Below are 25,718 nucleotides of genomic sequence, written 5' to 3'. Positions count from 1 at the left end.
GTGTATATAATCCTTGCGATGAAAGTACTTATAGCAGAGACGACCGCTGAGACCAAAGGTATCCTGGGGCGAATGCTCCAGGACGAAGGGTATTCGTGCTGCTTCGTCCGGAACGGCTGCGATATCATCGACAGGGTTTATCACGAAGCTCCCGATGTCATTTTCCTTCCTGCGCACCTTTCCGATGCCTGCAGCCTGAAGATTCTCGAGAAGCTGAAGTCCGCTCCCTCGACGCGGGATATCCCGGTGATTCTCATCAGTATGAGGAGAGGGCAGAAGACTCTCGCCCGCGGCTATCAGCTCGGCGCTTACGACTACATATCCCGGCCCTACTTCAAGGAAGAGGTCATCGCGCGTCTCAGGAATATCCTCTACCTCAGGCGGAAGTCCAAGGAGATCGAGGAGATGATGGACCACGACTATCTCACCGGCCTCTACAACCGGAACTTCTTCACGGCGCGGCTGAATGAGGAGCTGTCGTGGTCGGCCTGCTACCATGAGCCCCTTTCGGTGATGATGCTCGACATCGACCATTTCAAGCGGATCAACGATACCCACGGCCACCGCTGCGGGGATGAGGTCTTGCGGCACCTCGCGGAGATCCTGCTCATAACTGCCAGAAGAGAGGACATTACGGGAAGATACGGTGGAGAGGAGTTCATCATCCTCATGTCGAATACCGGCCGGGATGCCGCTGCCGCGCTGGGCGAAGAGCTGCGGAACGCGGTGCAGGGCGAGCGGTTCTTCTGCCGGGAGGAGCGGATTCCCGTTACGATCAGCATCGGGATCGCGACGTCTCCCGGGCTGGAGGAGCTCCAGCCGGATACGATCATCGGGCAGGCTGACCGCGCGCTCTATGCAGCGAAGGAGAGCGGGCGGAACAGGGTCTGCTTTTTCGATACCCTTGGCTAATCCCAATCGAGCAGCCGCTTCTGGCCGGTGAGAGTGCGGATATCTGTCGCATCCTGCACGACCTCGAGCGTCCCCCGGTAGGCGCCCCCGGCGTCGCGAACCGCAAAGTACCTGATATGCACAAACCTGCCGTTCATTTCGATCCAGAAATCGGCGACATCTCTCGTGCCCGCCCTGAATGCATCGATAATCTTCTGGACCATGTGGAGGCTCTTCGGAGGATGACAGTTCTGGACCTTCCTGCCGATCACGGCGGGGCTCCGCGGGAATATCTTCTCCTTCACCTGGGAATAGTACCTGACTTCGTCATGCTCGTCCACGAACGAAAGCTCCACCGGCAGATGGGTCAGTATCAGGTCCGCCTGCTCCGGCGTCAGCCGGCCCACACTGAGGTCGAGGAACCCCGGAGCAGCAGCCGTTGCAGGCGGAGCGACGGCTGCATCGCCCGAAACCCACCCCTCCTGGGGCGTGATCCAGGCGTAGCCGATCTCCTCCTCTCCCCTGCGCACTCTCTGCCAGTCGGCATCCGAGAGCGTCTTCATTGCGAGGGGAAAGAGGATGTGCTCCTCTTTGTAGATCATGTCCCCTATCGCTTTCACAAGGCCCTTTATGGTGGTGAGCGCATCGCGGGCCTGGAGCGTTTCGAGCTGCGCTGCGGCCTTCTTGAGCTCGTCCCGTATATCATCATGGATAGCCCACATGACTTCGGTAGGTCCTTTTATAGCGTGGGCCTCGAGGAGAGGGAAGAGCTGGTTCTCTTTTCTCAGGTAGTGCAGGTCGATCCGGGAGAGCTTATGGATGAGCTCCTCCAGGTTGCCCTTGTACCATGCGAAAAACTCTTCCTCGCCGGCGGTGCATATCTTGTCGAGAAGCGCGGTGAGCTCGTGGAGTATGTCTTCGGCCGCCCGGTTTTCGAGCATGAACGTATGCACCGGGTGCCCGGGGGGAGCGAGGAGCGGCTCCTTCTTGTCGAGAGATGCCTTGAATACGTCTACATGCAGGTCGCAGAGGCGTTTTATCTCGGTCTCCGGCATCCCCTCCTCGATGAGGCGTTGCTCCATCTGTGCGATATCGGAAGGTTCGACATCCTTCACCAGATCGTGAAACCGTTGTTTGAGGATGGCGACATCCACCCCCCTGTGGAGGTCCCTGATGATCTCTTTGAGCAGCGCCTGCCGCTCTGCCGCGGAGTGAGGCGCCTTTTCGGATGCCGCTCCCCCGGCCTCGGCGCCGTCACCGGCTATGGCGACGCTCTCTCCCGTCTTGTCCTTGATCTCGGCAGCAATGCCGCGCAGCAGCAGAGCGGGATCGATGCCGCCGATGGCCGCTGCCTGGCTTACGGTAGCCACTTTGCCGACGGTTTTTCTCATCACCGAGCTCTGCAGAAGCCTGAACTGGGGGGATTGCCCGAGGAGAAAGTCCAGGAGAAAGGGATAGGCGCTCAGCAGGTCGTCGATCTTTGTTCCCGGACCGAGCTGCATGGCAGACCTCCTTTGGAGCGGCCAGCGCTCAGCATTCAGTGATGGAATGAAGAATCCGATATGCCTGGAACGCGAGAGCGTGCGATGCTGAATGCTGACCGCTAAAAGCTACACCTATACCGCCGCCTTTTTCCGGTTGATGATCTCTCCCCGTGTGCTGATGACGACCTCTTCAACGGGGATGCTCTTCCCTGCGATCGCCATGGCCCGTTCGACGATATGGGGGAGCCGTGAGCAGCAGGGGACCTCCATGGTGACGATCGTGACGCTCTTGACGCCCGCCGTCCTGAAGATATCGGTAAATTTCTGGATATACTGATCGGCGTCGTCGAACTTGGGGCAGCCGAGCATGACTACTCTGTCTCTCAGCAGCTCGCTATGGAAGCGGGGATACGCCACCGGCGTACAATCCGCAGCGACCAGGAGGTCTGCTCCCTTGAGGAACGGCGCTGCAGGCGGCACCAGCCTGATCTGCACCGGCCAGTGGGAGAGCGCCGATGCGCCCGGACCCTGTGCAACCGGCCTGTTCGCCTCGCTGCAGGGCGAGCCGCCGAACATCTGGATGCGGCTTCCGGGGCAGCCCCCCTGCACCGGAGCAGGGTGGGGGGAGTGCTTCTGGCCTGCCGTCTCCTGCTGCTTCAGGTGCTCTTCGACCGCCTTCTCGTCGAACTCGTCCGCATCCCGCTCGATGATCTGCAGGGCGCCGGTCGGGCAGCCGCCGATGCAGGCCCCGAGGCCGTCGCAAAAAACTTCCGCTACGAGGCGCGCCTTGCCGTCGACTACCTTGAGCGCCCCTTCGGCGCAATCCGTGACACACTGCCCGCAGCCGTTGCAGAGCGCTTCGTCAATCTCGATGATCTTTCTCTTCGTCTTCATGAGTCCCTCCGGGCTACTTTAATTATAAAGCACGCTTATTCGCTTTGCCATATGCGGGAGCGCCGCACGATTTTCTTGCCGCTCCCCTTAGTGTTATTCTATCGGAGGGCCGTTTCACCCTGCATTGACTTAAATCAAAGGGCTCTTTTTCTCGTTGCAGGGAGGCGCCGGTATGCCGGGCTCGGGACTTTTCGACAGGCCTATCGCCGCGAAGAGCCCGCAAGGAGGGATAGCATGGGCATTACGGATATGGTTGCAGCGATTCCGCTGTTTCACGGCCTGCAGGAGGAGCAGCTCGAAGAGGTGGTGACCATGATGGTCGACCAGGTCTTCGGCAAGGGGCAGGCGATATTCACCGAGGGCGAAGAGGCGACCGGCTTTTACGTGGTCGCCTCGGGGCGGGTCAAGATATTCAAGATATCTTCTGAAGGAAAAGAGCAGATCCTCCATATCATGGGACCGGGAGAGACCTTCGGCGAGGTGCCGATGTTCGCCGGCGGCCATTATCCCGCTCATGCGGAGGCTATCGAGAAGAGCCGCGTCTTCTTTTTCCCCCGGTCGGGCTTTCTCGATCTCATCAAAAAAGACCCCTCCCTCGCCATGAACATGCTCGCCGAGCTTTCGCGGCTGCTCAGGCAGCTGACCCGTCTCGTCGAGGAGCTCTCCCTCAAAGAGGTGCCGGGCAGGCTGGCAGCCTACCTGCTCTATCTGAGCGATCGCGAAGACGGCTCGGGTGAGCTGGAATTGACCATCACGAAGGGCCAGCTGGCGAGCCTTCTGGGGACCATTCCCGAGACGATATCGAGGATCCTCGGCAAGCTGAGCAGCCAGGGAATAATCCAGGTCCAGGGGCGGCGCATTACCCTTCTGGACCGGAGGGCCCTGGAAGGGCTTGCTGCTGAGGGCAAGCGCGCCGAATAGGAAATGACCATTAACCCCCAGCCGGGTTAATGGTCACTCAGGATACCGATTGCGGATATGCCCCGGCGCGCAGGTGCGAGAGGCGGCGTCGGTCATATGCGCGATCTCCGGCCGAAGATGAGGGATACCAGGAAGAGGACCAGAAAGATGACGAACAGCACCTTTGCGATCCATGCCGCGGTGCCGGCGATCCCGCCGAAGCCGAATATCCCTGCAATGATGGCGACGATCAGGAAGATGATGGCCCATGACAACATAGCGTACCTCCTTGTTGTGGTGGCTTGGTGAGGGGAAATTCTTCCACGTTCCCGGTTACTACTCGCAGTGAGGGGAGGAGCGGGTGCTCTCCTCCGGAAGCCGTGCTCGAAAATGCTGCCATAGCGCCAAAGGCGCTGCCGAGTTGTAGCAGCAGTGCTGTTCAGACCTGAGCGGGGCGGTGACAATGAACGAGAAGCGGTATGTGCGCTGCCTGCCGAAGGGATGTTCCAAGAAGCCTTCTCCTACTTCATATATAGCAAATGAGCAGGGGGGTGTCAACTTCGGCGCTGTATGGCGCCCCCGTCCATAACGAGCAGGGAGTCGGCGAGACGCGCGGCCTGCGCCCTGTCGTGCGTGGTCATGATGACCAGTACCGTACGCTGCTGCTTCATGGTGAGTATGAGGTCCTCGATGAGGACGGTATTTTTCTGATCCACCGAGGCGGTCGGCTCGTCGAGGAAAAGGATCTCCGGTGAGAGTGCGAGCGCCCGGGCGATGCCGAGCCGCTGCGTCTCACCGCTCGAAAGAGTAAGGGCGTTCTGGTTCCTCTTATGCGCGAGCCCGACGAGCTCCAGACACCTCCCGACCCGCTCCTCGATCACCGTTCCCGTCGCTTTCCTGACCTTCAGACCGTAGGCGGCATTATTGAAGACCGAGGTGTTGAACACACCGACTTTCGGCAGCACGAGCGTCATGCGCCGTGTGAGGTCGAGACCGGGCGCGACCGGGTCGCCGCCCGAGAAAAAACGCACCGCGCCTCTGTCCGGGGGCTCCACCATGGCGCAGATCCTGAGAAAGGTCGATTTGCCGCAGCCGTTGGGGCCGGTGAGGACATAGGTCCCGACCTTGTCGAACGTGAACGAGCAGTCCCTGAGGATGTCCCTGCCGTTATGGCTTTTCCAGAGATGGTCTGCCGAGAGGATAAGGCTCATCGCGTAGCCGGGATCGCTCCTTTCTTCTGGACGATATGCAGCGAGGCGTTGATGAGCAGGGAGAGGAGCAGCAGGAGCATGCCCAGGGCGAGGGCGAGCTCGAAATTCCCCTTGTCCGTCTCGAGGGCGATGGTAGTGGTCATCACCCTTGTGTAGCCCGCTATGTTCCCCCCGACCATGAGGATCGCTCCCACCTCGGCCATCACCCTTCCCAGGGCGGCGATGACCCCGGACATGATGCCGTACCGCGCCTCTCTGATAACCGTCGCCGCCACCTGCAGCGGCGTGGCGCCGAGGGTGCGGGCAGCCTGCTTGATGACCGGATCGACATTGATAAGAGCGGAGTGGCAGAGGGCCGTGACAATGGGAAGAGCGAGGATGGTCTGGGCGATGATCATGGCGCCGGGTGAATAGAGCAGTCCCATGAAACCGAGGGGCCCGCGCCTCGAGAGCATGAGGTATACGAAAAGACCCACCACCACCGGGGGGAGTCCCATGAAGGTATTCACGATGCTGACGAGCAGCCCCCGGGCCGGGATGTTCTTCAGCCCGAAGAGCGCGCCCAGCGGAAGGCCGATCAGGGTCGCTATGACGAGGGCCGTGCCCGAGACCGCCAGCGAAAGGAGGATGATGCGGAGCAGCTCGGGATCGAGACCGACGATGAGCTCAAAGGCTTCGTGAAAACTTTTGAGGATAAAATCCATAGATCACTATTATAACGGAAACACAGAGCGGAGAGGGTCTGTTGCAGAGGGCCTCGCTCCCTCTCCGGGCTCTTTTGTGCAATTGCCCTATGTGAGCAGGGGGGGCTATGCGGTTTTGAGGGGAATTATTCTTCGTTTGCTCCAGAGCAAAGGGTGTTGAACTCGATCCTCGTAGATACCCCCGCACTGGTGGTTCGCCCCAAAGGCTCCGCCTTTATGGGCTGCACCAGAGCCAGGAATTCCCCTCAAAACCGCATAGCCCCCCCTGCTCATCACCAGCATCAGCTCCCCTTTTACCGTGCGTTCGGAATGAAGAGCGGGTTGCCGTTTTTATCCCTGAAGGAAGCGACCGCCTGCTGTCCCTCTTCAGAAACGATCCAGTTCACGAAGGCCATAGCCTCTTTATACTTCACGTGCTTGTGCTTCTGCGGATTGACCGCCATCACGCCGTACTGGTTGAAGAGGAGCGGGTCGCCTTCGAGGACGATGACCATATCGAGCTTATCTTTATCTTTCGTTGCAAGCCAGGTGCCCCGGTCGGTAAGCGTGTAGGCACGCTTCTCGTCGGCGATCCTCTGGGTCTTCTCCATGCCCTGGCCGACTTCGAGATACCACTTCTGTCCCTTCGGCTCTGTGCCGACCTTTTTCCAGATGGCTAGTTCTTTCGTATGCGTACCGGAGTTGTCCCCCCTTGAAACAAAGGCGGTCCCGCTTTCAGCTATTTTCCTGAAAGCATCGGCAGCCGATTTAGTGCCCTCGATCTTTGCCGGATCATTGGTCGGCCCGATGATGACAAAATCGTTGTACATGACATCGTGGCGGTTCACGAACTCCCCTTCCTCGACCGCCTTCAGCTCCTGCTCTTTTGCATGGACGAACACTGCATCGGCATCGCCCCGCTTGCCCATCTCGATGGCGGCTCCGGTGCCCCGGGCGACAACCTTCACCTTGATGCCGGTCTTCTTCTCAAAGAGCGGCAAGACATAACCGAAAAGGCCGGAGTTTTCGGTACTCGTCGTCGAGGCGAGGATGATCTCCGCTTCGGCAGGGCGTGCCGGTACGGCGCCGAACAGGAGTATTACTGCAAGCAACAGGCCGGGTATCCGACTCATGGCATGCTTTCCTCCTTGTGGAAACGAGAGTAGTAGAGTGCGTTGCAGTATACCACGATTCCGCGAGGAGCTACGGGGCGGGAGACAGTCGGGCTCTCGAAAACGGCCTGCCGGCTGGTCACTTCGCTATGGACCTGAGAAACTCGAGCAGCGCTCTCTTCAACCTTATTGTCCCTGATCTCCCTGAACATCTGGAGCAGCTGCTGCTCGTCATCGGTCATCTTCCCATACGGCGCCGGTGTTTCGGCAACGACATCACGATCATTCATGAAAAAGGAGCTTGTCGGCACGTTGAGGGCCCGGGCGATCTGTTTCAACCGGTCCACACTGATACTGCTGACGCCTTTTTCGTACTTCTGGATCTGCTGGTAAGAGACGTTGATCTTCTCGGCGAGCTCCATCTGGGATATGCCCCGCACCTTTCTCAGCCCCTTTATGGTCTGGCCGATGCCTTTTTTCGAATTTTTAGTCATAAGACACTCTAAACGAGCGCGTGCCAAAAATCTAGCAAGCTCTGGTTGCAGCATATTGACAAATACAACTGATAGTAGTAAAAATACATGATTATCTTTTTGGGGGAATTTATGACAGAACAGAGAACGGTGCTGGTGGTTGATGACAATGAAGCAGTGATCGAGCTCCTGAAAGAATTCCTGCATATCGAGGGGTTTATCGTCCACGGCGTCAATAACGGGAGGCAGGCGCTCGACTTTTTGCAGAAGCAGCACTGTGATGTTGTTATCAGCGATTATGTCATGCCCGAGCTGAACGGAGCGGAGCTGGTCGCGATCCTCCGTGAGCGCTATCCGCACCTCTTCATCATCGGGATCAGCGCTTATTGCGAAGCGGGCGAGCTCCTCAGGGCGGGAGCGCAGGCTTTTCTCTCGAAGCCGTTCAGGCTGCATGACCTCCTCTCCCTCTTCCAGAACGGGGAATATCGGCGGCATGTCGAAAGACTTAATAAATTCAACGAGTAAGGAGAGGCCTGTTTGACTTTGATTTCGAAAATGTGCAATTATTAGGCAACAACGGTTAAGGAGGTGCGTGAAGGATGCCGATTTATGAATATGCCTGCACGCGGTGCAAGGAGTCTTTTTCTGTCTACCAGAGCATCACTGCACGGGAGAGCGATACAAAGTGCCCGAAGTGCGGTGCGAACGAGGTAAAGAAGAAGCTGTCTTCCTTCAGCTGCTGCCCCACAGGCGGCGGCTCGTCTCTCGGTTCGGGGTTCGGCAGAGGCTTCGGCGGCGGCTGAGGACCTGCCTGCTAAACGGTCGTTTAGCGAAAGAGACAGTCAAACAGTAAGACCGAAGGGGTTTCCCTTCGGTCTTATTTTTTTGCGCGCTGGTCCGGCCGTCCCATTATGTTGATCTTATGGGCGAGGCATCCGGCGCCGAAGCCGTTGTCTATATTGACCACCGCCAGGCCGGGCACGCAGGAATTGAGCATGGCGAAGAGCGCGGTGAGCCCCCCGAGGCTCGTGCCGTACCCGACCGAGGTCGGTACGGCGACGACCGGCTTGTCCGTCAACCCTCCTACTACCGAGGGGAGGGCGCCTTCCATTCCCGCCACCACGACGATGACCCGTGCCTTTTCCATGACCGCCCTTCTGCTGAGGAGGCGGTGTATGCCCGCTACCCCGACGTCGACGAGCCGCTCCGTCCTGCTGCCCAGGAACGAGGCGGTCACCTCCGCCTCTTCCGCAACAGGAGCGTCGGAGGTTCCTGCTGAAATGACGAGCACCTGTCCCTTCCCGGCGCGCGCTGCGCCGCAGGCGATGACCCGGGACGCAGGGTAAAAGACCGCCTTCTCCATGGCGAGGGCGCGATGCATCTCTTCCGAAGCCCGGGTGATGAAGAATCGGCCGGCCCGCCTGAGCATGGTGCGGGCGATGGCGACGACATCATCGACGCTCTTGTTCTGGGCAAAGATGACCTCCGGGATATTGTTGCGCAGGCTCCGGTGGTGGTCGACAGTGGCGACCTCGATATCCTCATAGGGAAGGTGCTTGAGCGCCTCCACCGCCTCACCGACCGGCAGCGTGCCCTCCCGTACCTTTTTAAGCAGCCGCTCTATCTTTTCTCTCTCCATGTCTCCGCACCAGTAGAACGCGCACTATCACGAGCGCAAGAATGAAACATAAGCAATTGTAGCAGGGGCGGGGACGCGATGGCAAACGGAAGACCGCCTCAGCGGTGCTTGAAATCGAAGTCGTCCATTCTGGCGGCGAGCTCGTGCCAGGGGAGGGACTGGAGAACGCGGGCATGGGTGTGGATGAGGTTGTTTTTTATGACATGCGCCTTATTGGATTCATCCGTCACGCCGTAAAAGGGGAGCGTGATGAAGAAGGCCTGGTGGACATACTCCTCGATCGGCGTGAGGACATCTCCCCGCCTGGTGTGATAGGGGTCTTCTCCCTCCTCACAGCGTTTATTGAAGACGTTGAACTGCCGGCATGCCATGGGCCGGAGCGGGTGGAGGGAGCAGAGCCCGTGCAGCAGAAAGGGGCAGGCTGCCCACCGGGCGTGGTTCAGGAACTGCTTTTTGAGCAGCGCCCGGTCGGGGCCGGCGATCTTTTCGATCGCGAACCAGTAGATGCCGACGAGCTCGAGCGGGTAGACAGGAATATCTTTGAGGACACGGCAGCAGACGTTGCACCCCTGCCCGCAGGCGAGCGCTGCAGCCTGCTCACGCTCTCTTTTCCGCACCGCGGCAGAGATTCCCTCGTCGACGACGGCGTACGCATCGAGGAGGAGGGGAAGCCAGGAGAGTCTTTTCTCGTCGTCGGGAAATCTGTGGCGATCGGGGATCGGGATCTTTTTCATTGCGGTCGTTTCATGCAGGGAGACGCGCAGTGCTTTCGTATCCGAAAACCGTCAGCACGGGCCGCCCGGGCCTTCAGCTCGGCCCTCACGTGCCGACGGACAGGCCGTAGAACTCGTCGTCCGAAAGGACAGGGACGGCAGCGGCTGAAGGAGCCGCATCACAGGCTTCGCTGCCCGGTGTGCTCTCGTGGCCGTCTGTACGGCGCTCTTGCACTTGTTTCTTCGACGGGTCCATTCTATGCCTCTGTTCTTATTATACCGATAACCGAGGCCTATTGACAGGAGAAAGCGCGGGCATCAGTAGAACTCTGTCTTCAAGGAGCGGTGCATGAGATCCCGCACCGCAGCTGCCGGCGACTTGTCCTGGTAAAGGGTGAGGTGCACCTGTTCGACAATGGGCATATCGATACGCCTCTTCCGCGAAAGCTCATGCGCCGCAAGCGTGGTGGTGACGCCCTCGGCCACCGACGCCGTCTCCGCGGTGATCTCCGCCAGCCGCTTGCCCTGGCCGAGCTTGTACCCCACCGTATAATTCCTCGACAGCGAGCCGGTGCAGGTAAGCACCAGGTCGCCGAGGCCGCTGAGCCCGGAGAAGGTGACGGCTTTGGCGCCCATGCTTACGCCGAGCCGCGCCATCTCGCTCAGGCCGCGGGTGATGAGCGCCGCCCGCGCGTCGTGGCCGAGCCGCAGCCCGTCGCAGATGCCCGAGGCGATCGCAATGACGTTCTTGAGCGCGCCGCCGATCTCGACGCCGATGAGGTCGTCATGGGTATAGACCCTGAAGTAATCGGTGGTAAAGATTTCCTGGAGCAGCAGCCCTGTCTTCTTGTCGTCCGTTGCGAGCGTCACCGCGGTGGGCAGGTGCGCGATGACCTCTTGCGCGAAGCTCGGACCCGAGAGGGCCGAGACCGGCTTCCCCGTGATCTCCGTGAGTATCCGGGAGGGGGTCAGGAACGTGTCGATCTCGATGCCCTTCGATGCGCTGACGATGACCGCCTCGGTACGGAGGTGAGAGGCGAGGGGAGTGAAGACAGCGCGGATATACTGGGTAGGCACGACGCTGACGATATAGCGGGCTTCGGCCACGGCCTCGACGATGTCTGCCGTTGCGCGTATCTGCGCAGGAAGGGTGACGCCGGGGAGATGGAGGGTGTTGACCCGCTTCTCGTTTATATCCCTGACGAGCTCCGCCTCGCGCGCCCAGAGGACCACGTCGTATCCCTTTTCCGCGAGCAGGGCTGCGAGCGTCGTCCCCCAGCTCCCTGCGCCTATGACCGATATATACCCTGCGGGATAATTCATAAGAGACTATAGCAGAAAAATAATTTCAGAGTAAATTCGCCGCTCAGCGGAACCGCCCCAGGCTTTCGAGCAGCGCATCGATGTCCGCCGGCTCGTGTGCGGCGGTGACCGTTACGCGCAGGCGCGCCACGCGCACGGTCGGCGGCCGTATGGCGGGCGCGTAAACACCGCGCTTCCGCAGCGCCTCAGCGCACTGCACCGTCATGGCCAGATCGCCCACGACGACCGGGACGATAGGGGTTTCGCTCTGCAGGATATCGAATCCCTGCTCCTGTACGCCCCTCACCAGCGCTTCGCGGTTGCGCCAGAGCGCTGCGACTAGGTCGGCCCGCTCCTCGACGAGCGACAGCGCCGCATGCGACGCCGCGGCAGCAGCGGCTGGCAGCGCCGTCGAGAAGATGAATCCGCGGGCGGTGTTGATGAGCCACTCGATGCAGTCGCTTCCCGCTGCGATGAAGGCGCCGAACGAGCCGAACGCCTTCGAGAAGGTCCCCATCTGAACGATCCACGGTGCGGCAGGGATGCCGAAATGGGCGAGGGCGCCCCTGCCTGTTCCCAGCACGCCGGTGCCGTGCGCGTCATCGATATAGAGCAGCGCGCCATGGGTGCGGCAGAGGCTGCAGAGCTCCGGGAGCGGCGCGATATCGCCGTCCATGCTGAATACGGAGTCGGTGATGATAATGCTCCTTCGCCCCTTCTCGCGCTTCAAGAGCGCATCGAGGTGGTCCATATCCCGGTGGCGGTAAACGACCACTCTCGCCCTGCTCAGGCGGCATCCGTCGATGATGCTCGCGTGATTCAGCTCGTCGCTGAACAGGACGTCTCCCTCGCGGGCGAGTGCGGGTATGGCGCTGAGGTTCGCCGTATATCCCGAATTGAAGAGCAGCGCCCGTTCCGCTCCCTTGAACCGGGCGATTGCCCGCTCCAGCTCCGCATGTGCCTCGGTGCCCCCGGCGAGAAGCCGTGATGCGCCTGCCCCGAACCCGTACGTATCAACCGCCTGCTTCGCCGCATCGCCGAGCGCCGGGTGAAGGGAGAGACCCAGGTAATCGTTGGACGCGAAATTAATGTACTCCCTCCCGCCGAGGGATATCCGCGACGGGCGTTGCATGCTTCGGGCCGGTCCGCGGTCCTCGATGCGCCGGAACAGGTGCTCCCGCCGCAACCGGTCCAGCTCTTCGGTCAGATCATCGGAAAACACTTTAATTATTCCCTATTTCTGAGCTTGATGCGCAATATTTAGTGTTTTATCCCATGGCGATGCCACAAGATATGGAAGCTTTAAAAAAAATTAATTTTTTCCTTGACACCGCCGATAACGAACACATAATATGGAGTGGTAAAAAGTGGTAGAAAGTGGAGGAGAATGGATCGGTGACCTCGTTTTTAGGTAAATACCACTACTCATTGGATCCGAAAGGGAGACTCATCATCCCTGCTCCTTTACGCGATATCATCCTTACAAAATACAATAATTCCAAACTATATATCACCAATGCTGCCTTTGACAAGTGCCTCCATATCTATCCCCTCGACGAGTGGAACCGGCTGGAGGAGAAGATACGGGCAATGCCCAGGATGGAGGAGGCGGTGAAGTATTTTCTCAGGCGGGTCATCGCCTCGGCCCTCGAGTGCGAGGTCGACAAGCAGGGAAGGGTCCTTATCCCCGCATCGCATCGAGAGGACGCCGGCATTGCGGCCGAGGTGGTCATCGTCGGGCAGCTGGATAAGATCGAGGTCTGGGACAGGAGCGAATGGGATACGGTGACCGATCCCAAAAAGGTGGATGCCAGGGCCTTCGAATCGGTGCTTGCCGGATACGGCCTCTAGGAGATGATCCATACACCGGTCTTGTTGAGGGAAACAATGGAGATGCTTCAAGTCAGGGACGACGGAGTTTATGTGGACGCGACGGTAGGGCTCGGAGGCCACTCCGCTGAAATCCTCGGGCGGCTCGGCCCGACGGGCAGGTTGGTCGGCATCGACCGGGACGACGACGCCCTCGCCGCTGCCCGCGAGCGGCTCGGCAATGGCCGGGTCCGCCTCGTCAAAGGGAGCTTCTCGGACCTCAAGGATATTCTGCAGGCCCTCGCTCCAAGCGCCGTTGACGGCGCCCTTTTCGACCTGGGCGTTTCGATGCTCCAGCTGAAACGGCACGAGCGGGGATTCAGCTTTCTTTCGGAAGAGCGGCTCGACATGAGAATGGATACCTCCCAGGCGCTCGACGCGTGGCAGGTGGTGAACAGATATTCCGAGCGGGACCTGGAAAGGATCCTGCGCGAATACGGCGAGGAGCCCGCAGCGAGGAGAATAGCAAGGGCGATCGTCGCCCGCAGGAAGAAGGCGCCGATTGCCACCGGGAAAGAGCTCGCCGATCTCGTCCTGGAGGTGTACGGAGGAAGGGGCAAGACGCACCCTGCTACGAGGACATTCCAGGCGTTGCGGATCGAAGTGAATAAGGAGCTCGATGAACTGAAGGAGGGGCTTTCGTCGGCCCTGGAGGTGCTCGCCTCCGGCGGAAGGCTCTGCGTCATTTCGTACCACTCCCTCGAGGACCGGATCGTGAAGAACCTGATGCGCGACCGCGCCCGGGAGGGGCGGGTACGGCTGCTCACCAAAAAACCGGTGAGCCCCGGACCCGACGAAATGAGGGCGAACCCCTCGTCGAGAAGTGCGAAACTGAGGGGGGTCGAAAAACTATGAGAGGCAGGAAGAGGAGCTGGATCGTATGTCTGCTCAAACCGGTAATGCTGCTCGCGCTGCTGGTCATGATATTCAGCGTCGTCTGGCTCCGCTCGAGCGTCGTCTCGATGGAATACACGCTCAGTCATCTCGAAAAAAAGAGGGCGGAGCTTACGAAGGACCGCAAGGGGCTGCTCGCCGCACGCGCGAACCTGCTCTCTGTCGGCAGGCTCGAGCATGCGGCAGCCGACGGCACGGGTTTCGCCTTTCCCGACAGGGTCAAGGTGGTGTACGTCCAGGAGCAGAAGGACCGCAAGGCCTACAAGACGTCGCTGGCGGCCCATGAGGCCGGCGCCCGGAGGACACACTGATGCGCCCGGCGGATGCGGAGAGCGGGATGAGGAGACCGGACGCGCCCGAGGAGAGCGGGGAGCGTACCGTGCAGAAAAGCGAAGAGAGAGACGCCCGGTTCTTCGAACTTTCGCTGGCAGCGATCTCCTGCGGGCTGGCGCTCTGGGGCATTGCAGTATGGTTTTTCTCGAAGTAAGGGAAGCGGGGAATCGATGAAGGCGAGACCGATCATACTGAGCGTGCTCATCACCGCCGGCTTTATTGCGGTGATCGCCCGGCTTGTCGACATCATGCTCATCAACCACCAGTGGTTCCTGGCAAAGGCGAAAGGGCAGCAGCTCAAGAAGGAGACGATCCCGGTCAAGCGCGGCGTCATCTTCGACCGGAGGGGCCGCGAGCTCGCCATCAACGTCGAGACAGAGTCCATTTACTGCGATCCGGCAGAGGTCAATGACCGCGAGCGCCTTGCCGCCGCCCTCTCCCAGGCGACCGGCAAGAGGCCCGAGGCGATCCTCGCAAAGATGGATAGCAAGGGAAGGTTCAGCTGGATCGAACGCAAGGTGGGCATCGACGAGACGAGAAAGCTGCGCGATATGAAATTGAGAGGCATCGGCTTTGTCGCGGATGCCAAACGCTTCTATCCCAAAGGGAGCCTCGCCTCGCAGGTCATCGGCTTCGTGGGTATCGACAATAACGGGCTCGAGGGCGTGGAGCAGAAGCTCGACCGCGCCCTCTCGGCACAGGGCGGAGAGACAAAGGCCATACTCAGGGACGCCAGGGGCAACGTCCTTTCCGACGGCGTCAGCAAGGAGCTCCGCGGCAACAACGTCGTGCTGACGATCGACGAGGGACTGCAGTATATCCTCGAGAAGAATCTCGATGCCGCTGCCGAGCACTGGAGGGCCGCCTCGGCTACCGCGGTCATGATGGACCCCTACACCGGCGAGATCCTCGCCATGGCGAACAGGCCCACCTTCGATCTCAACGACCCTTCCGAGGTCGGCCCGGAGCAGCGGAGGAACAGGGCCATCACGGACTGCTACGAGCCGGGCTCCACCTTCAAGGTGGTCGTCGGCATGGCGGCGCTCGAGGAAGGGATCGTGGCGCCGTCGACGAAGTTCGACTGCAGCGCCGGGCATATCGAAGTCGGCGGCAGGAAGATCAAGGACGCCCACCGCCACGGCGTGCTCTCCTTCAAGGAGGTTATACAGAAGTCCTCGAATGTCGGTACAATAAAAATCGGTCTTGCGCTGGGCCGCGAGAAGGTCTACGACTATATCAGGCGCTTCGGGTTTGCCGAAAAGTCCGGCATCGATCTCGCCGGTGAGGTATCGGGGTGGGTGCGGCCGCCGGAGCGGTGGTCGGGCATGTCCATCGGCTCGATCTCGATCGGACAGGAGGTAGCGGTAACGCCGCTCCAGGTGCTGCGCGCGTACGCCGCGATCGCCAACGGCGGCTCCCTCGTCAAACCCTATGTCGTTGCCGCGGTCCTCTCTCCCGACGGTATCCCGGTCTACAGGGCTGTGCCGGAAGCAAAGAGGATCCTTTCCGAAAAGGCGGTGGCGACCTTCAGGAGTATCCTCCAGACCGTGACCGAGGAGGGAGGGACGGCGACGGGCGCGGCTGTCGACGGCAACGCAGTGGCGGGAAAGACCGGAACGGCGCAGCTGATGGATCCCAAGACGAAGCGGTATTCCAAGGACAAGTTCGTGAGCTCTTTTGTCGGGTTCGTTCCCGCCAATGACCCCAAGCTCGCGATGATCGTCGTGATCCACGAGCCTAAGGGCGCCCATTACGGCGGGGTCGTGGCAGGGCCTGTATTCAAGAAGATCGCCGATGAGTCCCTGTCCTATCTCAGTGTGCCCAGGGACGATGCAGCGGAGAAGCGGCTGCTGCTCGTTTCGACGGGCGGCAGCGCCATCGCAGGCAGATGAGCGTCACCATCGACGGGGGGAGCGTGCATATGAACAAAATCAGAGTGAGAGATATCATAGGGAAGGGCGATACGGTATGCGGAGACGACAGGCGGATCATCGCCGGGATAACCTGCGACTCCCGCAAAGCCGGTAAAGGCTGGCTGTTCGTTGCCGTAAAGGGCGAGCGGGTCAACGGCAATGACTTCATCGAGGACGCGTTCGAGCGCGGCGCCGCGGCTGTCGTGTACGAAAAAGGGAGCATTGATACGGGCCTGCAAGACCGCTTTCGCGATGCGGTCTGGATAGGCGTCGACGATATACGTGATGCGATGGCGCGGCTGTCGCATGCCTTCTACGGCAGGCCGTCCGAGCAGCTCACGGTCGTCGGTATTACGGGCACGAACGGGAAGACGACCACCTCCTACCTGATCAAGGCCATTCTCGAGCAGTGGGGCAAGGCGGTCGGCCTGATCGGGACCATACAGTACCTGATCAGGGATACCGTTGCGGCTGCGCCCCATACGACGCCGGAGGCCCCCGACTTCCAGGCCCTGCTCCGGGAGATGGCTGACCGGGGCTGCAGCCATATCGTTACCGAGGTCTCGTCGCATGCGCTGGCGCAGAAGCGGGTGGCGCATACGCGGTTCGCCGGCGCGGTGTTTACCAACCTGACGAGGGACCATCTCGATTTCCACAAGACAATGGATGCTTATTTCGAGGCAAAGGAGAGGCTCTTTACCGAGCTGCTCGCCGCCGGCGGCTTTGCCGTGGTCAATGCCGATGATGCGTACGGCCGCCGCCTTCTCGAGACGCTCAGGGAGCGGGGGACGCGCACGCTCTCCTATGCCGTCGAGAATGCCGATGCCGACGTTACCGTCAGCGGGGTGAAATCGACCTTCAAGGGATTATCTTTCACCGTAAGGCTCAAGGAGCAGGGGGATGCGGTGCTGGAGGCTGCAATGACCTCTCCTCTCGTAGGAACCACGAATCTCTACAACATTCTTTCCGCAGTGAGCGCTGCGCGAATGCTCGGAATACCATTTCCGGTAATAAGGGAGGGAATTGCTATGGCAGGATTGGTGAAAGGAAGGTTCGAAAAGGTCGACGTGGGACAGGATTTCCTCGCTGTCGTGGACTACGCCCACACCGAGGACGCCCTGGAGCGCCTGCTCCTGACCGCCCGTCAGCTGCTCGAGGCGTATCGTTTCGTCGAGAAAGCGGAGCGCATGCTGAAGGTGAAGCGCCGCCGGTTCTCGATGCCGGGCGAGGGTGAGCCCGGGAGAGCCGGGAACGGGAAGATCATCACCGTCGTCGGCTGCGGCGGCAACCGGGACAAGGGAAAACGTTCGAAGATGGGCGCCATTGCCGCCGCACTGAGCGACTTCGTCATTATCACGTCCGACAACCCGCGCAACGAGGACCCCAAGGCGATCATACGGGATATAGAAAAAGGCATAAAAACCGATAATTATATAGTGATACCCGACAGGCACGTGGCGATAAGCATGGCGGTCGAGCTGGCGTCCTCCGGCGATATCGTGCTGGTGGCAGGGAAAGGGCACGAGGATTACCAGGAGATCAAGGGCATCCGTCACGGCTTCAGCGACCGGACCGCCCTCGAAAACGCCATACGGAGGACGATCAGCAGGCCGGCGTTCGGCGGCGGGTCGACCTATGACGGGCTCTATTCCGCCCGGTCGAAGGAGTGCTCTTGCTGAACCGGGAGGTAACAGGCTTAATCATGATCAAGGCGCAGGATATCGCCGAAGCAACGGGGGGAACGCTCATCCCTCTCACTATCGCTCCCGGCGGCATGCCGGATTTCTCCCCGGCGGAGATCGTATTCCCGGGCATATCCATCGATTCGAGGACAATCAAGGAGGGGGAGCTTTTCCTGGCGCTCAAGGGAGACCGCTTCGACGGGCATGACTTTGTCAAAGATGCCCTGAAGGTCGCCGGCGGCGCCCTGGTACATCGTACTGCGCAGTGCGTAATGGAGGCGCTCTCACAGGAACCGTCATTGCATAGTGCGGATTACGACGGCAGGGCCGCCGCTCCTAAAGTTCTTATCGCGGTGGATGACACCCTGCGGGCTCTCCACGATCTGGCGCGCTTCCTGAGGAAGCGGTTTGCGGGCAGCGTCGTCTCTGTCGTTGGGAGCAACGGGAAGACGACCACTAAAGAGCTGATCTGCTCGATTCTCGAGACCCGCTGGAACGTGCTCAAGACCGCTGGCAATCTCAATAACCACATCGGCATGCCCCTTTCCATGACGCGGATCAGCGGGGATACCGACGCACTGGTTCTCGAGATGGGGACCAACCGGCCCGGGGACGTGGACCAGCTCTGCAGCATCGGCCTGCCGGATATCGGCGTGGTCACCAATATCGGCTACGAGCATATCGAGGGGTTCGGATCGATCGAGAGGGTGAGGGCAGCGGAGCTCGAGATCGCTCCGTACGTAACGAAGCTCGTCGTCAATGCCGATGACGCTTTTCTCATGGAAGGGGTGAACGAGACGTTCAAGGGAACGGTGGTGACCTTCGGCATCGAGCAGCCGGAGGCGACGGTCAGGGCCGAAGATACGGTGTTCAGCGACGAGGGGACGAGGTTCTCCCTGGTCGCGCGAGGTGAACAGATAGCGGTGCAGCTCCGGCTTGCAGGGCTGTTCAATGTGTACAACGCCCTCGCCGCAGCCGCAGCCGCCTCTACGATCGGGTTTGCCCTGCAGGAGATCAAGGCAGGACTCGAGGCCTTCGGCGGCGTTGCGCTGCGATTCGAGATCAGGCGGATCGGCGGGGTGACCTATCTGAACGACTGCTACAACGCGAATCCCTCATCGATGGAGGCATCGGTAAAAGAGCTGGTGCGGCGCGTTCAGGCATCGGGCCCGGGACAGCAGGGCTCCCGGCGGGCGATAGCCGTGCTCGGCGATATGCTCGAGCTCGGCGACTTCGCCGTCGAGGCGCACCGGAAGCTCGGGGCCTGGATGGCGGAGCTGCCTGTCGCTGTCGTCATCGGCGCCGGTCCCCTCATGGCGCACGCCGTCGCCGCATTCACGGGCACGGCGCTGCACGAGGATACCGCGGAGAATGCTGCTGCGGCGCTGGTCTCGATCGTGAAAGAGGGAGACATCGTCCTCATCAAAGGGTCCCGCGGCATGCGGATGGAAAGGGTCCTGGCAGCGGTCGAGGCGGCTCATCGCGGACCGGGGAGGGCGCAGCAGTGATCTTCGAGCTCCTCTACGGTATGCACGGCTATCTCTCCGCCTTCAATGTTTTTCGGTATATTACGTTCAGGACGTCGCTCGCGGCGCTCACGGCACTGCTCGTCTCGTTTTTCATCGCGCCGCCGATGATCAGGTGGCTGCGGCGCATCAGCATGACCCAGCAGATACGCGAGGACGGGCCGAAGACGCACCTCTCGAAGGCAGGGACGCCGACCATGGGCGGCATCATCATCCTGACCTCGCTCACCGTCGCCATGCTCATGTGGGGCAACTTCAGGAACATGTACGTCTGGATGGTGATGATCGCGCTGCTCGGGTTCGGCGCCATCGGGTTCATCGACGATTATCTCAAAGTGGTCAAGCGGAACCCGAAGGGGTTGCGGGCGTGGTATAAATTCGGAGCGCAAATGGCTATCGCCTTCGCCATCGGCGTCTTCCTCTATGCCAACCCGCACGACCCTTATAATACGGTGCTCAGCATCCCCTTTTTCAAGCGGTGGCTTTTCGATCTCGGCGTCTTCTACATACCCTTTGCCGTGTTTGTCATCGTAGGGTCGTCCAATGCCGTCAACCTCACCGATGGCATCGACGGCCTCGCGATCGGCCTCGTCGCGATCGCGGCGATTGCGAACATGGCCCTCGTCTACCTTTCGGGGCATGCGCAGTTCGCCCGGTATCTGCAGGTGCTCTATCTGCCGGGCATCGGCGAGCTCACCGTGTTTTGCGGAGCCCTTTTGGGGGCCTCCCTGGGGTTCCTCTGGTATAACGCCTATCCTGCCGAGGTCTTCATGGGCGACGTCGGCTCCCTCGGTCTGGGCGGCGCGCTGGGCACGCTCGCGGTGGTGACGAAGCACGAGATCGTGCTGGTCGTGGTCGGCGGTATTTTCGTTATCGAGACCATATCCGTGGTGCTGCAGGTCGCCTCGTACAAGTCGACCGGCAAGAGGATCTTCAGGATGGCGCCCCTGCACCACCATTTCGAGCTCAAGGGATGGCAGGAACCGAAGGTGATCGTCCGGTTCTGGATCATAGGAATAATACTTGCATTATTCAGCCTGGCATCTTTAAAATTGAGGTGACAGGAGCAGAGTACCTCCGTATAGTGGTTAGCGTACGCGTATTGTTATAATAGTTCCTTCTGAGGTGATATATGAACGTACTATGCCGTACTGCCTGTCGAATAGTGTCCCGCGCCGCATCACGGCCTGCATTCCGCATCGTGCAGGGAGTGGCGGCATTCTTCCTCTCCCTGGTCCTCTTCCAGGGCCCGGCGGTCCGCGCTGAAGAGATAACCGCACGGGCTGCCATTGTCATCGACGGCGTAACGGAAAAAATACTCTATGCGAAGAATCCCAACTGGAAGCTTCCTCCGGCGAGCACGACCAAGCTCGTCACCGCCATGGTCGCCCTCGACCGGCTCCACCCCGAAACAATCATAACAGTGAGCAGGAATGCGGCGAACACCCCTTCCGTGTCTCCCTATATCCGGGCGGGTGAGCGGTATACGGTGCGGGAGATGCTTTCGCTCGCGCTCATGAGGTCCGTCAACAGCGCCGCCGTCGCCCTCGCCGAGGCGACTGCGGGCTCCGAGGCGGCGTTCGTGGCGCTCATGAACGAGAAGGCCGCGCAGATGGGCGCCGAGAATACCCGTTTCGCCAATGCCTCGGGCCTCCCGGGACCGAATCAGTACATCACCGCCTTCGACCTCGCCAAGGTCATGAAAGAGGCGTTGAGCTATCCCCTCATCAAGGAGATCCTCAATACGAGGACCAAGGAGGTGTCCTCTCTCGACGGCAGGCGCCTCTTCGTCAAGAACACCAACCAGCTCCTCTGGACCGATGATGAGTTCATCGGCGGAAAGACGGGCTACACGAGGGCGGCCCGCCACTGCTTCGTCTCCGCTGCATCGAGGGACCAGAGCACGCTGATCACCGCGGTCCTCGGCGAGTCGGTGCGGGATGACCTCTGGCAGGACTCGAGGATGCTCCTGGTGAAAGGCTATGAGGTGCTTGCGCAGCAGGCCGAACCCATGATCTACTTCACCAGCGCGAATGAAAGCCCCATCGTACTGGCGTCGTACACTGCTCCCTCGAAGAAAAAGTACAAAAGCGCGAAGCTCGCCAAGAAGACGGGCGTGAAGAAGACGGCGGTCAAAAAGGCGAGCGTGAAGAAAGCCAAAGCGAAAAAGGTCAAGACAGCGGTCGCCAAGAAGCCCAAGAAGAAGAGCTCCGGCGTCAATCTTGCCAACGAAGGGAAGAAAGCGGCGGAGAAGGGCGTTTCATGAGCGGCTTCCGCAAAGAAAATCCTCGTGATCGCCGCAGTTCCCCCGTAGACGTCTGCGCACGGCGTGCTGCGTATCGGGTTATGCTGGCAGCGCCGGGCGGATGGTGCGGGATCTGAACGGTAAACGGGCGACCGTTGTCGGCCTTGCGCGCAGCGGCGTCGGCGCAGCGAATCTGCTCTCCCGGCTCGGCGCCGCCGTAACCGTCACCGATAAAAAGAAGCCGCAGGAGCTCGCCGGATTTCTCGATCATCTCGACCCCGCCGTGAAGAAGGAGCTCGGTCATCATCCCCTCTCGCTCTTCGAGGAGACCGATCTCATCGTGATCAGCCCCGGTGTGCCCCTCACGATCGCTCCCTTGCGGCAGGCTGCGGCACGAGGGATTCCCGTCATCGGTGAGCTGGAGCTCGCTTATCAGCTGATAAGCGAGGACGCCCTCCCGCAGGCGAAGAGACCGCTGCTGCTCGCCGTCACCGGCACCAACGGAAAATCGACGACCGCCTCCCTCGTCTACGCAATGATGAAGAACGGCGGGTTCAGGACCCTCTTCGGCGGCAATATCGGTACGGCCCTTACCGAGGTGCTCTCCGGGAGCACGGAACAGGGGGGCCGTGCGGAGTGTTTCGTCGTGGAGGTCTCGAGCTTCCAGCTCGAAACGATCGAGACCTTCAGGCCGACCTGCGCTTCGATCCTGAACATTACCCCCGATCATCTCGACCGCTACCACTCCCTTGAGGAATACACCGGGGCGAAGTGCAGGATAGCGCTCAACCAGCGCGAGGGCGATGTTCTCATCCTCAATGCGGACGACGAGATGACGGAGGAGGTGCTGAACCGTATCAAGGGCTCCCCCCGCATCCTCTATTTCAGCAGGAAGCGGCCCGTCGAAGGGGCGTATTACCGCGAAGGGCGTATCGTCTTCTCGATCCCCCGCCTGCAGGGTGTTACGGCGCCGCCGGACTTTGCGGTCCCTGGCTCCGCCATCGCCATCAAGGGTGTCCACAACATCGAAAACGCGATGGCCGCATCGCTGATGGCCCTGGTGTCGGGCTGCGGCGCCGATGCCGTGGCAGAGACGCTCCGGAGCTTTCCCGGCCTCGAGCATCGTCTCGAAGCGGTGCGCGAGCTCGACGGCGTGACCTTCATCAATGACTCCAAAGGAACGAATGTGGGAGCGGTCATCAAGTCCCTCGAGAGCTTTTCGGAGCCGGTGGTGCTTATCGCAGGAGGCAGGGACAAGGACAGCGACTTCGCCGTGCTGCGGCCGCTCGTAAAGGAGCGCGTCAAAGCGCTCGTCCTCATCGGCGAGGCCCGGGAGAAGCTGCGGAAGGCGCTCGGGGACGTTGCGCAGACCGTGATGGAAGACGACTTTCAGAGCGCCGTCGCGCGGGCGAAACAGCTCGCCGCTCCGGGCGATGTGGTGCTCCTCTCCCCGGCGTGCGCCAGTTTCGATATGTTCAAGGATTTTGAGGACCGGGGCAGGCAGTTCAAAAAACTGGTGAACGCGCTATGAAACAGGCCTCGTATGATCGCTGGATCGTGGTGCTGGTCTTCCTGCTCATCCTCATCGGGCTTACCGCCGTCTACAGCTCTACGTCGGTCATCTCTCCCGACGTGATCGAGAAATACCGCAAGAAAGGAGTGGCGGTAAGCCAGTTCGGCTTTCTCGGGAAGCAGCTCTTCACCGTGGGGCTGGGCCTCACGATCATGCTGGTCGCCTGCAGGGTTCCGCGCGAATGGCTGAAGAAGCTCGCGATTCCCCTGCTCGTCCTGTCGTTCATCTGTCTGTTGATGGTCTTTACGCCCCTCGGCGTCACCGCAGGGGGCGCGCGGCGGTGGATACGCGTCTGGCCGTCCACCTTTCAGCCATCCGAATTGGTGAAGCTTTGCATGGTGGTCTTTCTCTCCTACTACATGAGCCTGGCGAGCTTCAGGAGAGACCGGTTCCTTTCGTTCTTTATTCCCGTCGTCATTATGGGCGCGTTCCAGGTCGTCTTCCTCAAGCAGCCCGATTTCGGCGCGGTAATGAGCCTCGCCATCCTGACCATGGCGATGCTCTTTCTGTCGGGCATCCGTCTGCGGTATCTCTTTTCCCTCGGCGTCCTGGGCATTCCCGTTGTCATTAAGCTGGTGTCCGAACCCTACCGGATGAAGCGCGTGGTGGCCTTTCTCGACCCCTGGAAAGATCCCCAGGGCAGCGGCTTCCAGCTCGTGCAGTCCTTCATCGCCCTCGGCAGCGGCGGGCTTACGGGAGTGGGGCTCGGCGAGGGGATGCAGAAGCTCTCGTTCCTCCCGGAAGTGCATACGGACTTCATCTTCTCGCTGATCGGCGAGGAGCTGGGGTTCGTCGGCGCTGTCGGCGTGGCGTTTCTCTTCTTCGTGCTCTTCCTGAGGGGGATTACCATCGCCCGGAGGACGCAGGACAGCTTTTCCTATTATCTCGCCTTCGGCATCGCCATGATGATCGCCATTCAGGCGGTCATCAATTTTGCCGTGGTGACCGGGATGGTGCCCACCAAGGGATTGCCGCTGCCGTTCATCAGTTACGGAGGCTCGTCGCTCATGGTGAACATGCTCGCCATAGGGCTGCTGCTCAATGTCTCGCGAACAGGAGAGCAGGGGAAGCAGACGCCCGTTCCGGCGGGGGCAGGCCAGAGCAGGAGCCAGAAGAGGAGCACGCCCTCTCCGGCCGCTGCAGGCGCCGGGGCATCGCGGTCTATGGCATCCCGTCCGGCATCGCAATGGGGAAGGGGCTACGGGTATCGCCAGGCTGCACAGAAGGCTGCGCAATACCACCGATCGTTTGGAAAGAGAGAATGAAGATTATCATCGCCGGAGGAGGGACGGGAGGACATCTGTTCCCCGGCATCGCGATAGCGGAAGAGTTCAAAGACAGGGGGAGCGCCGACGGGATCGTCTTCGTCGGGACCTCGCACGGCATCGAGGCGCGGGTCATCCCCCGCGAGGGATATCCTCTGAAGCTCCTCAAGGCCGAGGGGCTGATCGGAAAGCCGTTCACCAGAAAGATCCGCGCGCTGCTGCTCTTCATCGTCTCGATATTCGACTCCCTGCGCATCCTGAAGGAGGTCAGGCCCTCGCTGGTCATCGGCGTCGGCGGCTATGCGTCGGTCGGTATGGTGCTTGCCGCCTCCCTCAAGGGGATTCCGACGCTGATCCACGAACAGAATTCCGTTCCGGGGTTCGCGAATAAATTCCTCGGGAAGTTCGCCGATGCCATTGCCGTGACCTACCAGGAGAGCATCTCCTCCTTTCCCCAGGAAAAGACCTTCCTCACCGGGAACCCTATACGCAAGCATATCCTGAACAGGGATGAGCGGAAGGCCTTCGCCCTCTTTCCCCTCAACGAGCATAAGTTCACCATTCTCGTCTTCGGCGGCAGTCTCGGCGCCCACCGCATCAACCAGACCATGCTCGAGGCATTGAATTACCTCCTGGATTTAAGGCACAATATCCAGTTCCTTCACCAGACGGGTGAGCGGGACGCTGAGCGGGTGACCGAAGGCTACCGGAGCAAGGGCTTCCACGGCATTGTCGTCCCTTTCATCTACCAGATGGCGGAAGCGTATACCGCCGCCGATATGGTCATCTGCAGGGCAGGGGCGACCACCCTGGCGGAGCTGACGGCGATCGGCAAGCCGGCCCTCTTGATTCCGTTTCCGTACGCTGCTGCCAACCACCAGGAGCACAATGCGAGGAAGCTGGAGGACATGGGAGCCGCGCGGGTCATTCTCGAGAGCAGGCTCAACGGCGAGACCCTCGCCGGGGCCATACGGGAGCTCGTCCGCAATGCCGAGGCGCGGAGGGAGATGCAGAAGGCGGCGGTCGTCTTCGGCAGGCCCGATGCGGCGGAGCGGGTGGTCGATATAGCCGAGAGCCTGATCAAGCAGCAGACGGCCAAATAAGCGTACTCTACGA

General features: G+C 60.5%; 27 protein-coding genes. 16 read left to right on the top strand and 11 right to left on the bottom strand.

Features of this window, described 5'->3' with window-relative positions; all coding sequences use genetic code 11:
- Positions 1 to 18: 18 nt before the first annotated feature.
- Positions 19 to 912: a diguanylate cyclase gene (locus AB1805_09565; protein MEW5745666.1), complete on the top strand. Its 894-nt coding sequence runs from the start codon at positions 19 to 21 to the stop codon at positions 910 to 912.
- On the opposite strand, the gene AB1805_09560 is transcribed toward AB1805_09565, so the two are convergent.
- Together AB1805_09560 and AB1805_09555 are read right to left on the bottom strand one after the other, a co-directional pair.
- Positions 909 to 2,393: a DUF438 domain-containing protein gene (locus AB1805_09560; protein ID MEW5745665.1), complete on the bottom strand. Its 1,485-nt coding sequence runs from the start codon at positions 2,391 to 2,393 to the stop codon at positions 909 to 911. The two genes, AB1805_09565 and AB1805_09560, sit on opposite strands and share 4 nt — an antisense overlap.
- Before the next feature lie 114 nt (positions 2,394 to 2,507).
- Positions 2,508 to 3,269 (bottom strand): 4Fe-4S dicluster domain-containing protein, encoded by a 762-nt coding sequence (locus tag AB1805_09555; GenBank protein ID MEW5745664.1) that lies wholly within the window; start codon positions 3,267 to 3,269, stop codon positions 2,508 to 2,510.
- Positions 3,270 to 3,503: 234 nt separating this feature from the next.
- Here AB1805_09555 and AB1805_09550 point away from each other — a divergent pair, with 234 nt between their 5' ends.
- Positions 3,504 to 4,190, top strand: coding sequence for a Crp/Fnr family transcriptional regulator (locus tag AB1805_09550; protein ID MEW5745663.1), 687 nt, complete (start codon positions 3,504 to 3,506; stop codon positions 4,188 to 4,190).
- A 92-nt stretch (positions 4,191 to 4,282) separates the two neighbouring features.
- On the opposite strand, the gene AB1805_09545 is transcribed toward AB1805_09550, so the two are convergent.
- The 5 genes from AB1805_09545 to AB1805_09525 form a co-directional block, all read right to left on the bottom strand.
- Positions 4,283 to 4,447, bottom strand: a complete 165-nt coding sequence (locus AB1805_09545; GenBank protein ID MEW5745662.1) for a DUF1328 family protein — start codon at positions 4,445 to 4,447, stop codon at positions 4,283 to 4,285.
- A gap of 276 nt (positions 4,448 to 4,723) precedes the next feature.
- Positions 4,724 to 5,380, bottom strand: coding sequence for an ATP-binding cassette domain-containing protein (locus tag AB1805_09540; GenBank protein ID MEW5745661.1), 657 nt, complete (start codon positions 5,378 to 5,380; stop codon positions 4,724 to 4,726).
- The gene (locus AB1805_09535; GenBank protein MEW5745660.1) at positions 5,377 to 6,084 is read right to left on the bottom strand and encodes an ABC transporter permease; all 708 of its coding nucleotides are present in this window, start codon (positions 6,082 to 6,084) and stop codon (positions 5,377 to 5,379) included. The genes AB1805_09540 and AB1805_09535 overlap by 4 nt, the downstream gene beginning before the upstream one ends.
- 293 nt (positions 6,085 to 6,377) lie before the next feature.
- A complete protein-coding gene (locus AB1805_09530) occupies positions 6,378 to 7,196 on the bottom strand; it encodes a substrate-binding domain-containing protein (protein MEW5745659.1) in 819 nt (272 codons plus the stop codon).
- A complete protein-coding gene (locus tag AB1805_09525; GenBank protein ID MEW5745658.1) occupies positions 7,193 to 7,669 on the bottom strand; it encodes a helix-turn-helix domain-containing protein in 477 nt (158 codons plus the stop codon). The genes AB1805_09530 and AB1805_09525 overlap by 4 nt, the downstream gene beginning before the upstream one ends.
- Positions 7,670 to 7,780: 111 nt before the next feature.
- Between AB1805_09525 and AB1805_09520 the strand changes: the two genes are divergently transcribed.
- Both AB1805_09520 and AB1805_09515 read left to right on the top strand, forming a co-directional pair.
- Complete coding sequence (locus AB1805_09520) at positions 7,781 to 8,173, top strand: response regulator (protein ID MEW5745657.1); 393 nt, start codon at positions 7,781 to 7,783, stop codon at positions 8,171 to 8,173.
- A 74-nt stretch (positions 8,174 to 8,247) separates the two neighbouring features.
- A complete protein-coding gene (locus tag AB1805_09515) occupies positions 8,248 to 8,451 on the top strand; it encodes a zinc ribbon domain-containing protein (protein ID MEW5745656.1) in 204 nt (67 codons plus the stop codon).
- Positions 8,452 to 8,525: 74 nt separating this feature from the next.
- On the opposite strand, the gene larB is transcribed toward AB1805_09515, so the two are convergent.
- The 4 genes from larB to bioF form a co-directional block, all read right to left on the bottom strand.
- Positions 8,526 to 9,287 carry a nickel pincer cofactor biosynthesis protein LarB gene (gene larB / locus AB1805_09510; GenBank protein MEW5745655.1) on the bottom strand — a complete coding sequence of 254 codons (762 nt, stop codon included), beginning with the start codon at positions 9,285 to 9,287 and terminating at the stop codon, positions 8,526 to 8,528.
- Between the two features lie 98 nt (positions 9,288 to 9,385).
- The gene (locus tag AB1805_09505) at positions 9,386 to 10,021 is read right to left on the bottom strand and encodes a YkgJ family cysteine cluster protein (protein ID MEW5745654.1); all 636 of its coding nucleotides are present in this window, start codon (positions 10,019 to 10,021) and stop codon (positions 9,386 to 9,388) included.
- Positions 10,022 to 10,318: 297 nt separating this feature from the next.
- Positions 10,319 to 11,323 carry an NAD(P)H-dependent glycerol-3-phosphate dehydrogenase gene (locus AB1805_09500; GenBank protein ID MEW5745653.1) on the bottom strand — a complete coding sequence of 335 codons (1,005 nt, stop codon included), beginning with the start codon at positions 11,321 to 11,323 and terminating at the stop codon, positions 10,319 to 10,321.
- A gap of 43 nt (positions 11,324 to 11,366) precedes the next feature.
- Entirely contained in the window at positions 11,367 to 12,524 is a 1,158-nt protein-coding gene (gene bioF / locus AB1805_09495) for an 8-amino-7-oxononanoate synthase (GenBank protein MEW5745652.1), read from the bottom strand.
- Positions 12,525 to 12,697: 173 nt separating this feature from the next.
- Here bioF and mraZ point away from each other — a divergent pair, with 173 nt between their 5' ends.
- The 12 genes from mraZ to murG all read left to right on the top strand — a co-directional run bounded on the left by mraZ (position 12,698) and on the right by murG (position 25,705).
- Positions 12,698 to 13,153 (top strand): division/cell wall cluster transcriptional repressor MraZ, encoded by a 456-nt coding sequence (mraZ, locus tag AB1805_09490; GenBank protein MEW5745651.1) that lies wholly within the window; start codon positions 12,698 to 12,700, stop codon positions 13,151 to 13,153.
- A 3-nt stretch (positions 13,154 to 13,156) separates the two neighbouring features.
- Positions 13,157 to 14,026, top strand: a complete 870-nt coding sequence (rsmH, locus tag AB1805_09485; GenBank protein MEW5745650.1) for a 16S rRNA (cytosine(1402)-N(4))-methyltransferase RsmH — start codon at positions 13,157 to 13,159, stop codon at positions 14,024 to 14,026.
- Positions 14,023 to 14,376 (top strand): hypothetical protein, encoded by a 354-nt coding sequence (locus AB1805_09480; protein ID MEW5745649.1) that lies wholly within the window; start codon positions 14,023 to 14,025, stop codon positions 14,374 to 14,376. The genes rsmH and AB1805_09480 overlap by 4 nt, the downstream gene beginning before the upstream one ends.
- Positions 14,377 to 14,402: 26 nt before the next feature.
- A complete protein-coding gene (locus AB1805_09475) occupies positions 14,403 to 14,552 on the top strand; it encodes a hypothetical protein (protein MEW5745648.1) in 150 nt (49 codons plus the stop codon).
- Between the two features lie 16 nt (positions 14,553 to 14,568).
- Positions 14,569 to 16,290: a penicillin-binding protein 2 gene (locus AB1805_09470; protein MEW5745647.1), complete on the top strand. Its 1,722-nt coding sequence runs from the start codon at positions 14,569 to 14,571 to the stop codon at positions 16,288 to 16,290.
- 29 nt (positions 16,291 to 16,319) lie between these two features.
- The gene (locus AB1805_09465) at positions 16,320 to 17,990 is read left to right on the top strand and encodes a UDP-N-acetylmuramoyl-L-alanyl-D-glutamate--2,6-diaminopimelate ligase (protein MEW5745646.1); all 1,671 of its coding nucleotides are present in this window, start codon (positions 16,320 to 16,322) and stop codon (positions 17,988 to 17,990) included.
- A 23-nt stretch (positions 17,991 to 18,013) separates the two neighbouring features.
- Positions 18,014 to 19,501, top strand: a complete 1,488-nt coding sequence (gene murF / locus AB1805_09460) for a UDP-N-acetylmuramoyl-tripeptide--D-alanyl-D-alanine ligase (protein MEW5745645.1) — start codon at positions 18,014 to 18,016, stop codon at positions 19,499 to 19,501.
- Positions 19,498 to 20,580 carry a phospho-N-acetylmuramoyl-pentapeptide-transferase gene (mraY, locus tag AB1805_09455; GenBank protein MEW5745644.1) on the top strand — a complete coding sequence of 361 codons (1,083 nt, stop codon included), beginning with the start codon at positions 19,498 to 19,500 and terminating at the stop codon, positions 20,578 to 20,580. The genes murF and mraY overlap by 4 nt, the downstream gene beginning before the upstream one ends.
- Positions 20,581 to 20,729: 149 nt before the next feature.
- Positions 20,730 to 21,785 carry a D-alanyl-D-alanine carboxypeptidase family protein gene (locus AB1805_09450; GenBank protein MEW5745643.1) on the top strand — a complete coding sequence of 352 codons (1,056 nt, stop codon included), beginning with the start codon at positions 20,730 to 20,732 and terminating at the stop codon, positions 21,783 to 21,785.
- Positions 21,786 to 21,885: 100 nt separating this feature from the next.
- Positions 21,886 to 23,295, top strand: a complete 1,410-nt coding sequence (gene murD / locus AB1805_09445; GenBank protein ID MEW5745642.1) for a UDP-N-acetylmuramoyl-L-alanine--D-glutamate ligase — start codon at positions 21,886 to 21,888, stop codon at positions 23,293 to 23,295.
- On the top strand, positions 23,292 to 24,602 hold the full coding sequence (ftsW, locus tag AB1805_09440) for a putative lipid II flippase FtsW (protein ID MEW5745641.1): 1,311 nt from the start codon (positions 23,292 to 23,294) through the stop codon (positions 24,600 to 24,602). The genes murD and ftsW overlap by 4 nt, the downstream gene beginning before the upstream one ends.
- A complete protein-coding gene (murG, locus tag AB1805_09435; GenBank protein MEW5745640.1) occupies positions 24,599 to 25,705 on the top strand; it encodes an undecaprenyldiphospho-muramoylpentapeptide beta-N-acetylglucosaminyltransferase in 1,107 nt (368 codons plus the stop codon). Before ftsW ends, murG begins: the two co-directional genes overlap by 4 nt.
- Positions 25,706 to 25,718 lie beyond the last annotated feature (13 nt).

The organism is Nitrospirota bacterium (assembly GCA_040752355.1).
Taxonomy (GTDB): Bacteria; Nitrospirota; Thermodesulfovibrionia; order Thermodesulfovibrionales; family Dissulfurispiraceae; genus JBFMCP01.
This window is presented reverse-complemented; position numbering and strand designations above follow the sequence as displayed.

Coding starts and splice junctions, on each gene's coding strand:
- AB1805_09565 (MEW5745666.1), top strand. CDS start 19: ATGAAAGTACTTATAGCAGAGACGACCGCTGAGACCAAAGGTATCCTG.
- AB1805_09560 (MEW5745665.1), bottom strand. CDS start 2,393: ATGCAGCTCGGTCCGGGAACAAAGATCGACGACCTGCTGAGCGCCTAT.
- AB1805_09555 (MEW5745664.1), bottom strand. CDS start 3,269: ATGAAGACGAAGAGAAAGATCATCGAGATTGACGAAGCGCTCTGCAAC.
- AB1805_09550 (MEW5745663.1), top strand. CDS start 3,504: ATGGGCATTACGGATATGGTTGCAGCGATTCCGCTGTTTCACGGCCTG.
- AB1805_09545 (MEW5745662.1), bottom strand. CDS start 4,447: ATGTTGTCATGGGCCATCATCTTCCTGATCGTCGCCATCATTGCAGGG.
- AB1805_09540 (MEW5745661.1), bottom strand. CDS start 5,380: ATGAGCCTTATCCTCTCGGCAGACCATCTCTGGAAAAGCCATAACGGC.
- AB1805_09535 (MEW5745660.1), bottom strand. CDS start 6,084: ATGGATTTTATCCTCAAAAGTTTTCACGAAGCCTTTGAGCTCATCGTC.
- AB1805_09530 (MEW5745659.1), bottom strand. CDS start 7,196: ATGAGTCGGATACCCGGCCTGTTGCTTGCAGTAATACTCCTGTTCGGC.
- AB1805_09525 (MEW5745658.1), bottom strand. CDS start 7,669: ATGACTAAAAATTCGAAAAAAGGCATCGGCCAGACCATAAAGGGGCTG.
- AB1805_09520 (MEW5745657.1), top strand. CDS start 7,781: ATGACAGAACAGAGAACGGTGCTGGTGGTTGATGACAATGAAGCAGTG.
- AB1805_09515 (MEW5745656.1), top strand. CDS start 8,248: ATGCCGATTTATGAATATGCCTGCACGCGGTGCAAGGAGTCTTTTTCT.
- larB (MEW5745655.1), bottom strand. CDS start 9,287: ATGGAGAGAGAAAAGATAGAGCGGCTGCTTAAAAAGGTACGGGAGGGC.
- AB1805_09505 (MEW5745654.1), bottom strand. CDS start 10,021: ATGAAAAAGATCCCGATCCCCGATCGCCACAGATTTCCCGACGACGAG.
- AB1805_09500 (MEW5745653.1), bottom strand. CDS start 11,323: ATGAATTATCCCGCAGGGTATATATCGGTCATAGGCGCAGGGAGCTGG.
- rsmH (MEW5745650.1), top strand. CDS start 13,157: ATGATCCATACACCGGTCTTGTTGAGGGAAACAATGGAGATGCTTCAA.
- AB1805_09480 (MEW5745649.1), top strand. CDS start 14,023: ATGAGAGGCAGGAAGAGGAGCTGGATCGTATGTCTGCTCAAACCGGTA.
- AB1805_09475 (MEW5745648.1), top strand. CDS start 14,403: ATGAGGAGACCGGACGCGCCCGAGGAGAGCGGGGAGCGTACCGTGCAG.
- AB1805_09470 (MEW5745647.1), top strand. CDS start 14,569: ATGAAGGCGAGACCGATCATACTGAGCGTGCTCATCACCGCCGGCTTT.
- AB1805_09465 (MEW5745646.1), top strand. CDS start 16,320: ATGAACAAAATCAGAGTGAGAGATATCATAGGGAAGGGCGATACGGTA.
- murF (MEW5745645.1), top strand. CDS start 18,014: ATGATCAAGGCGCAGGATATCGCCGAAGCAACGGGGGGAACGCTCATC.
- murD (MEW5745642.1), top strand. CDS start 21,886: ATGGTGCGGGATCTGAACGGTAAACGGGCGACCGTTGTCGGCCTTGCG.
- ftsW (MEW5745641.1), top strand. CDS start 23,292: ATGAAACAGGCCTCGTATGATCGCTGGATCGTGGTGCTGGTCTTCCTG.
- murG (MEW5745640.1), top strand. CDS start 24,599: ATGAAGATTATCATCGCCGGAGGAGGGACGGGAGGACATCTGTTCCCC.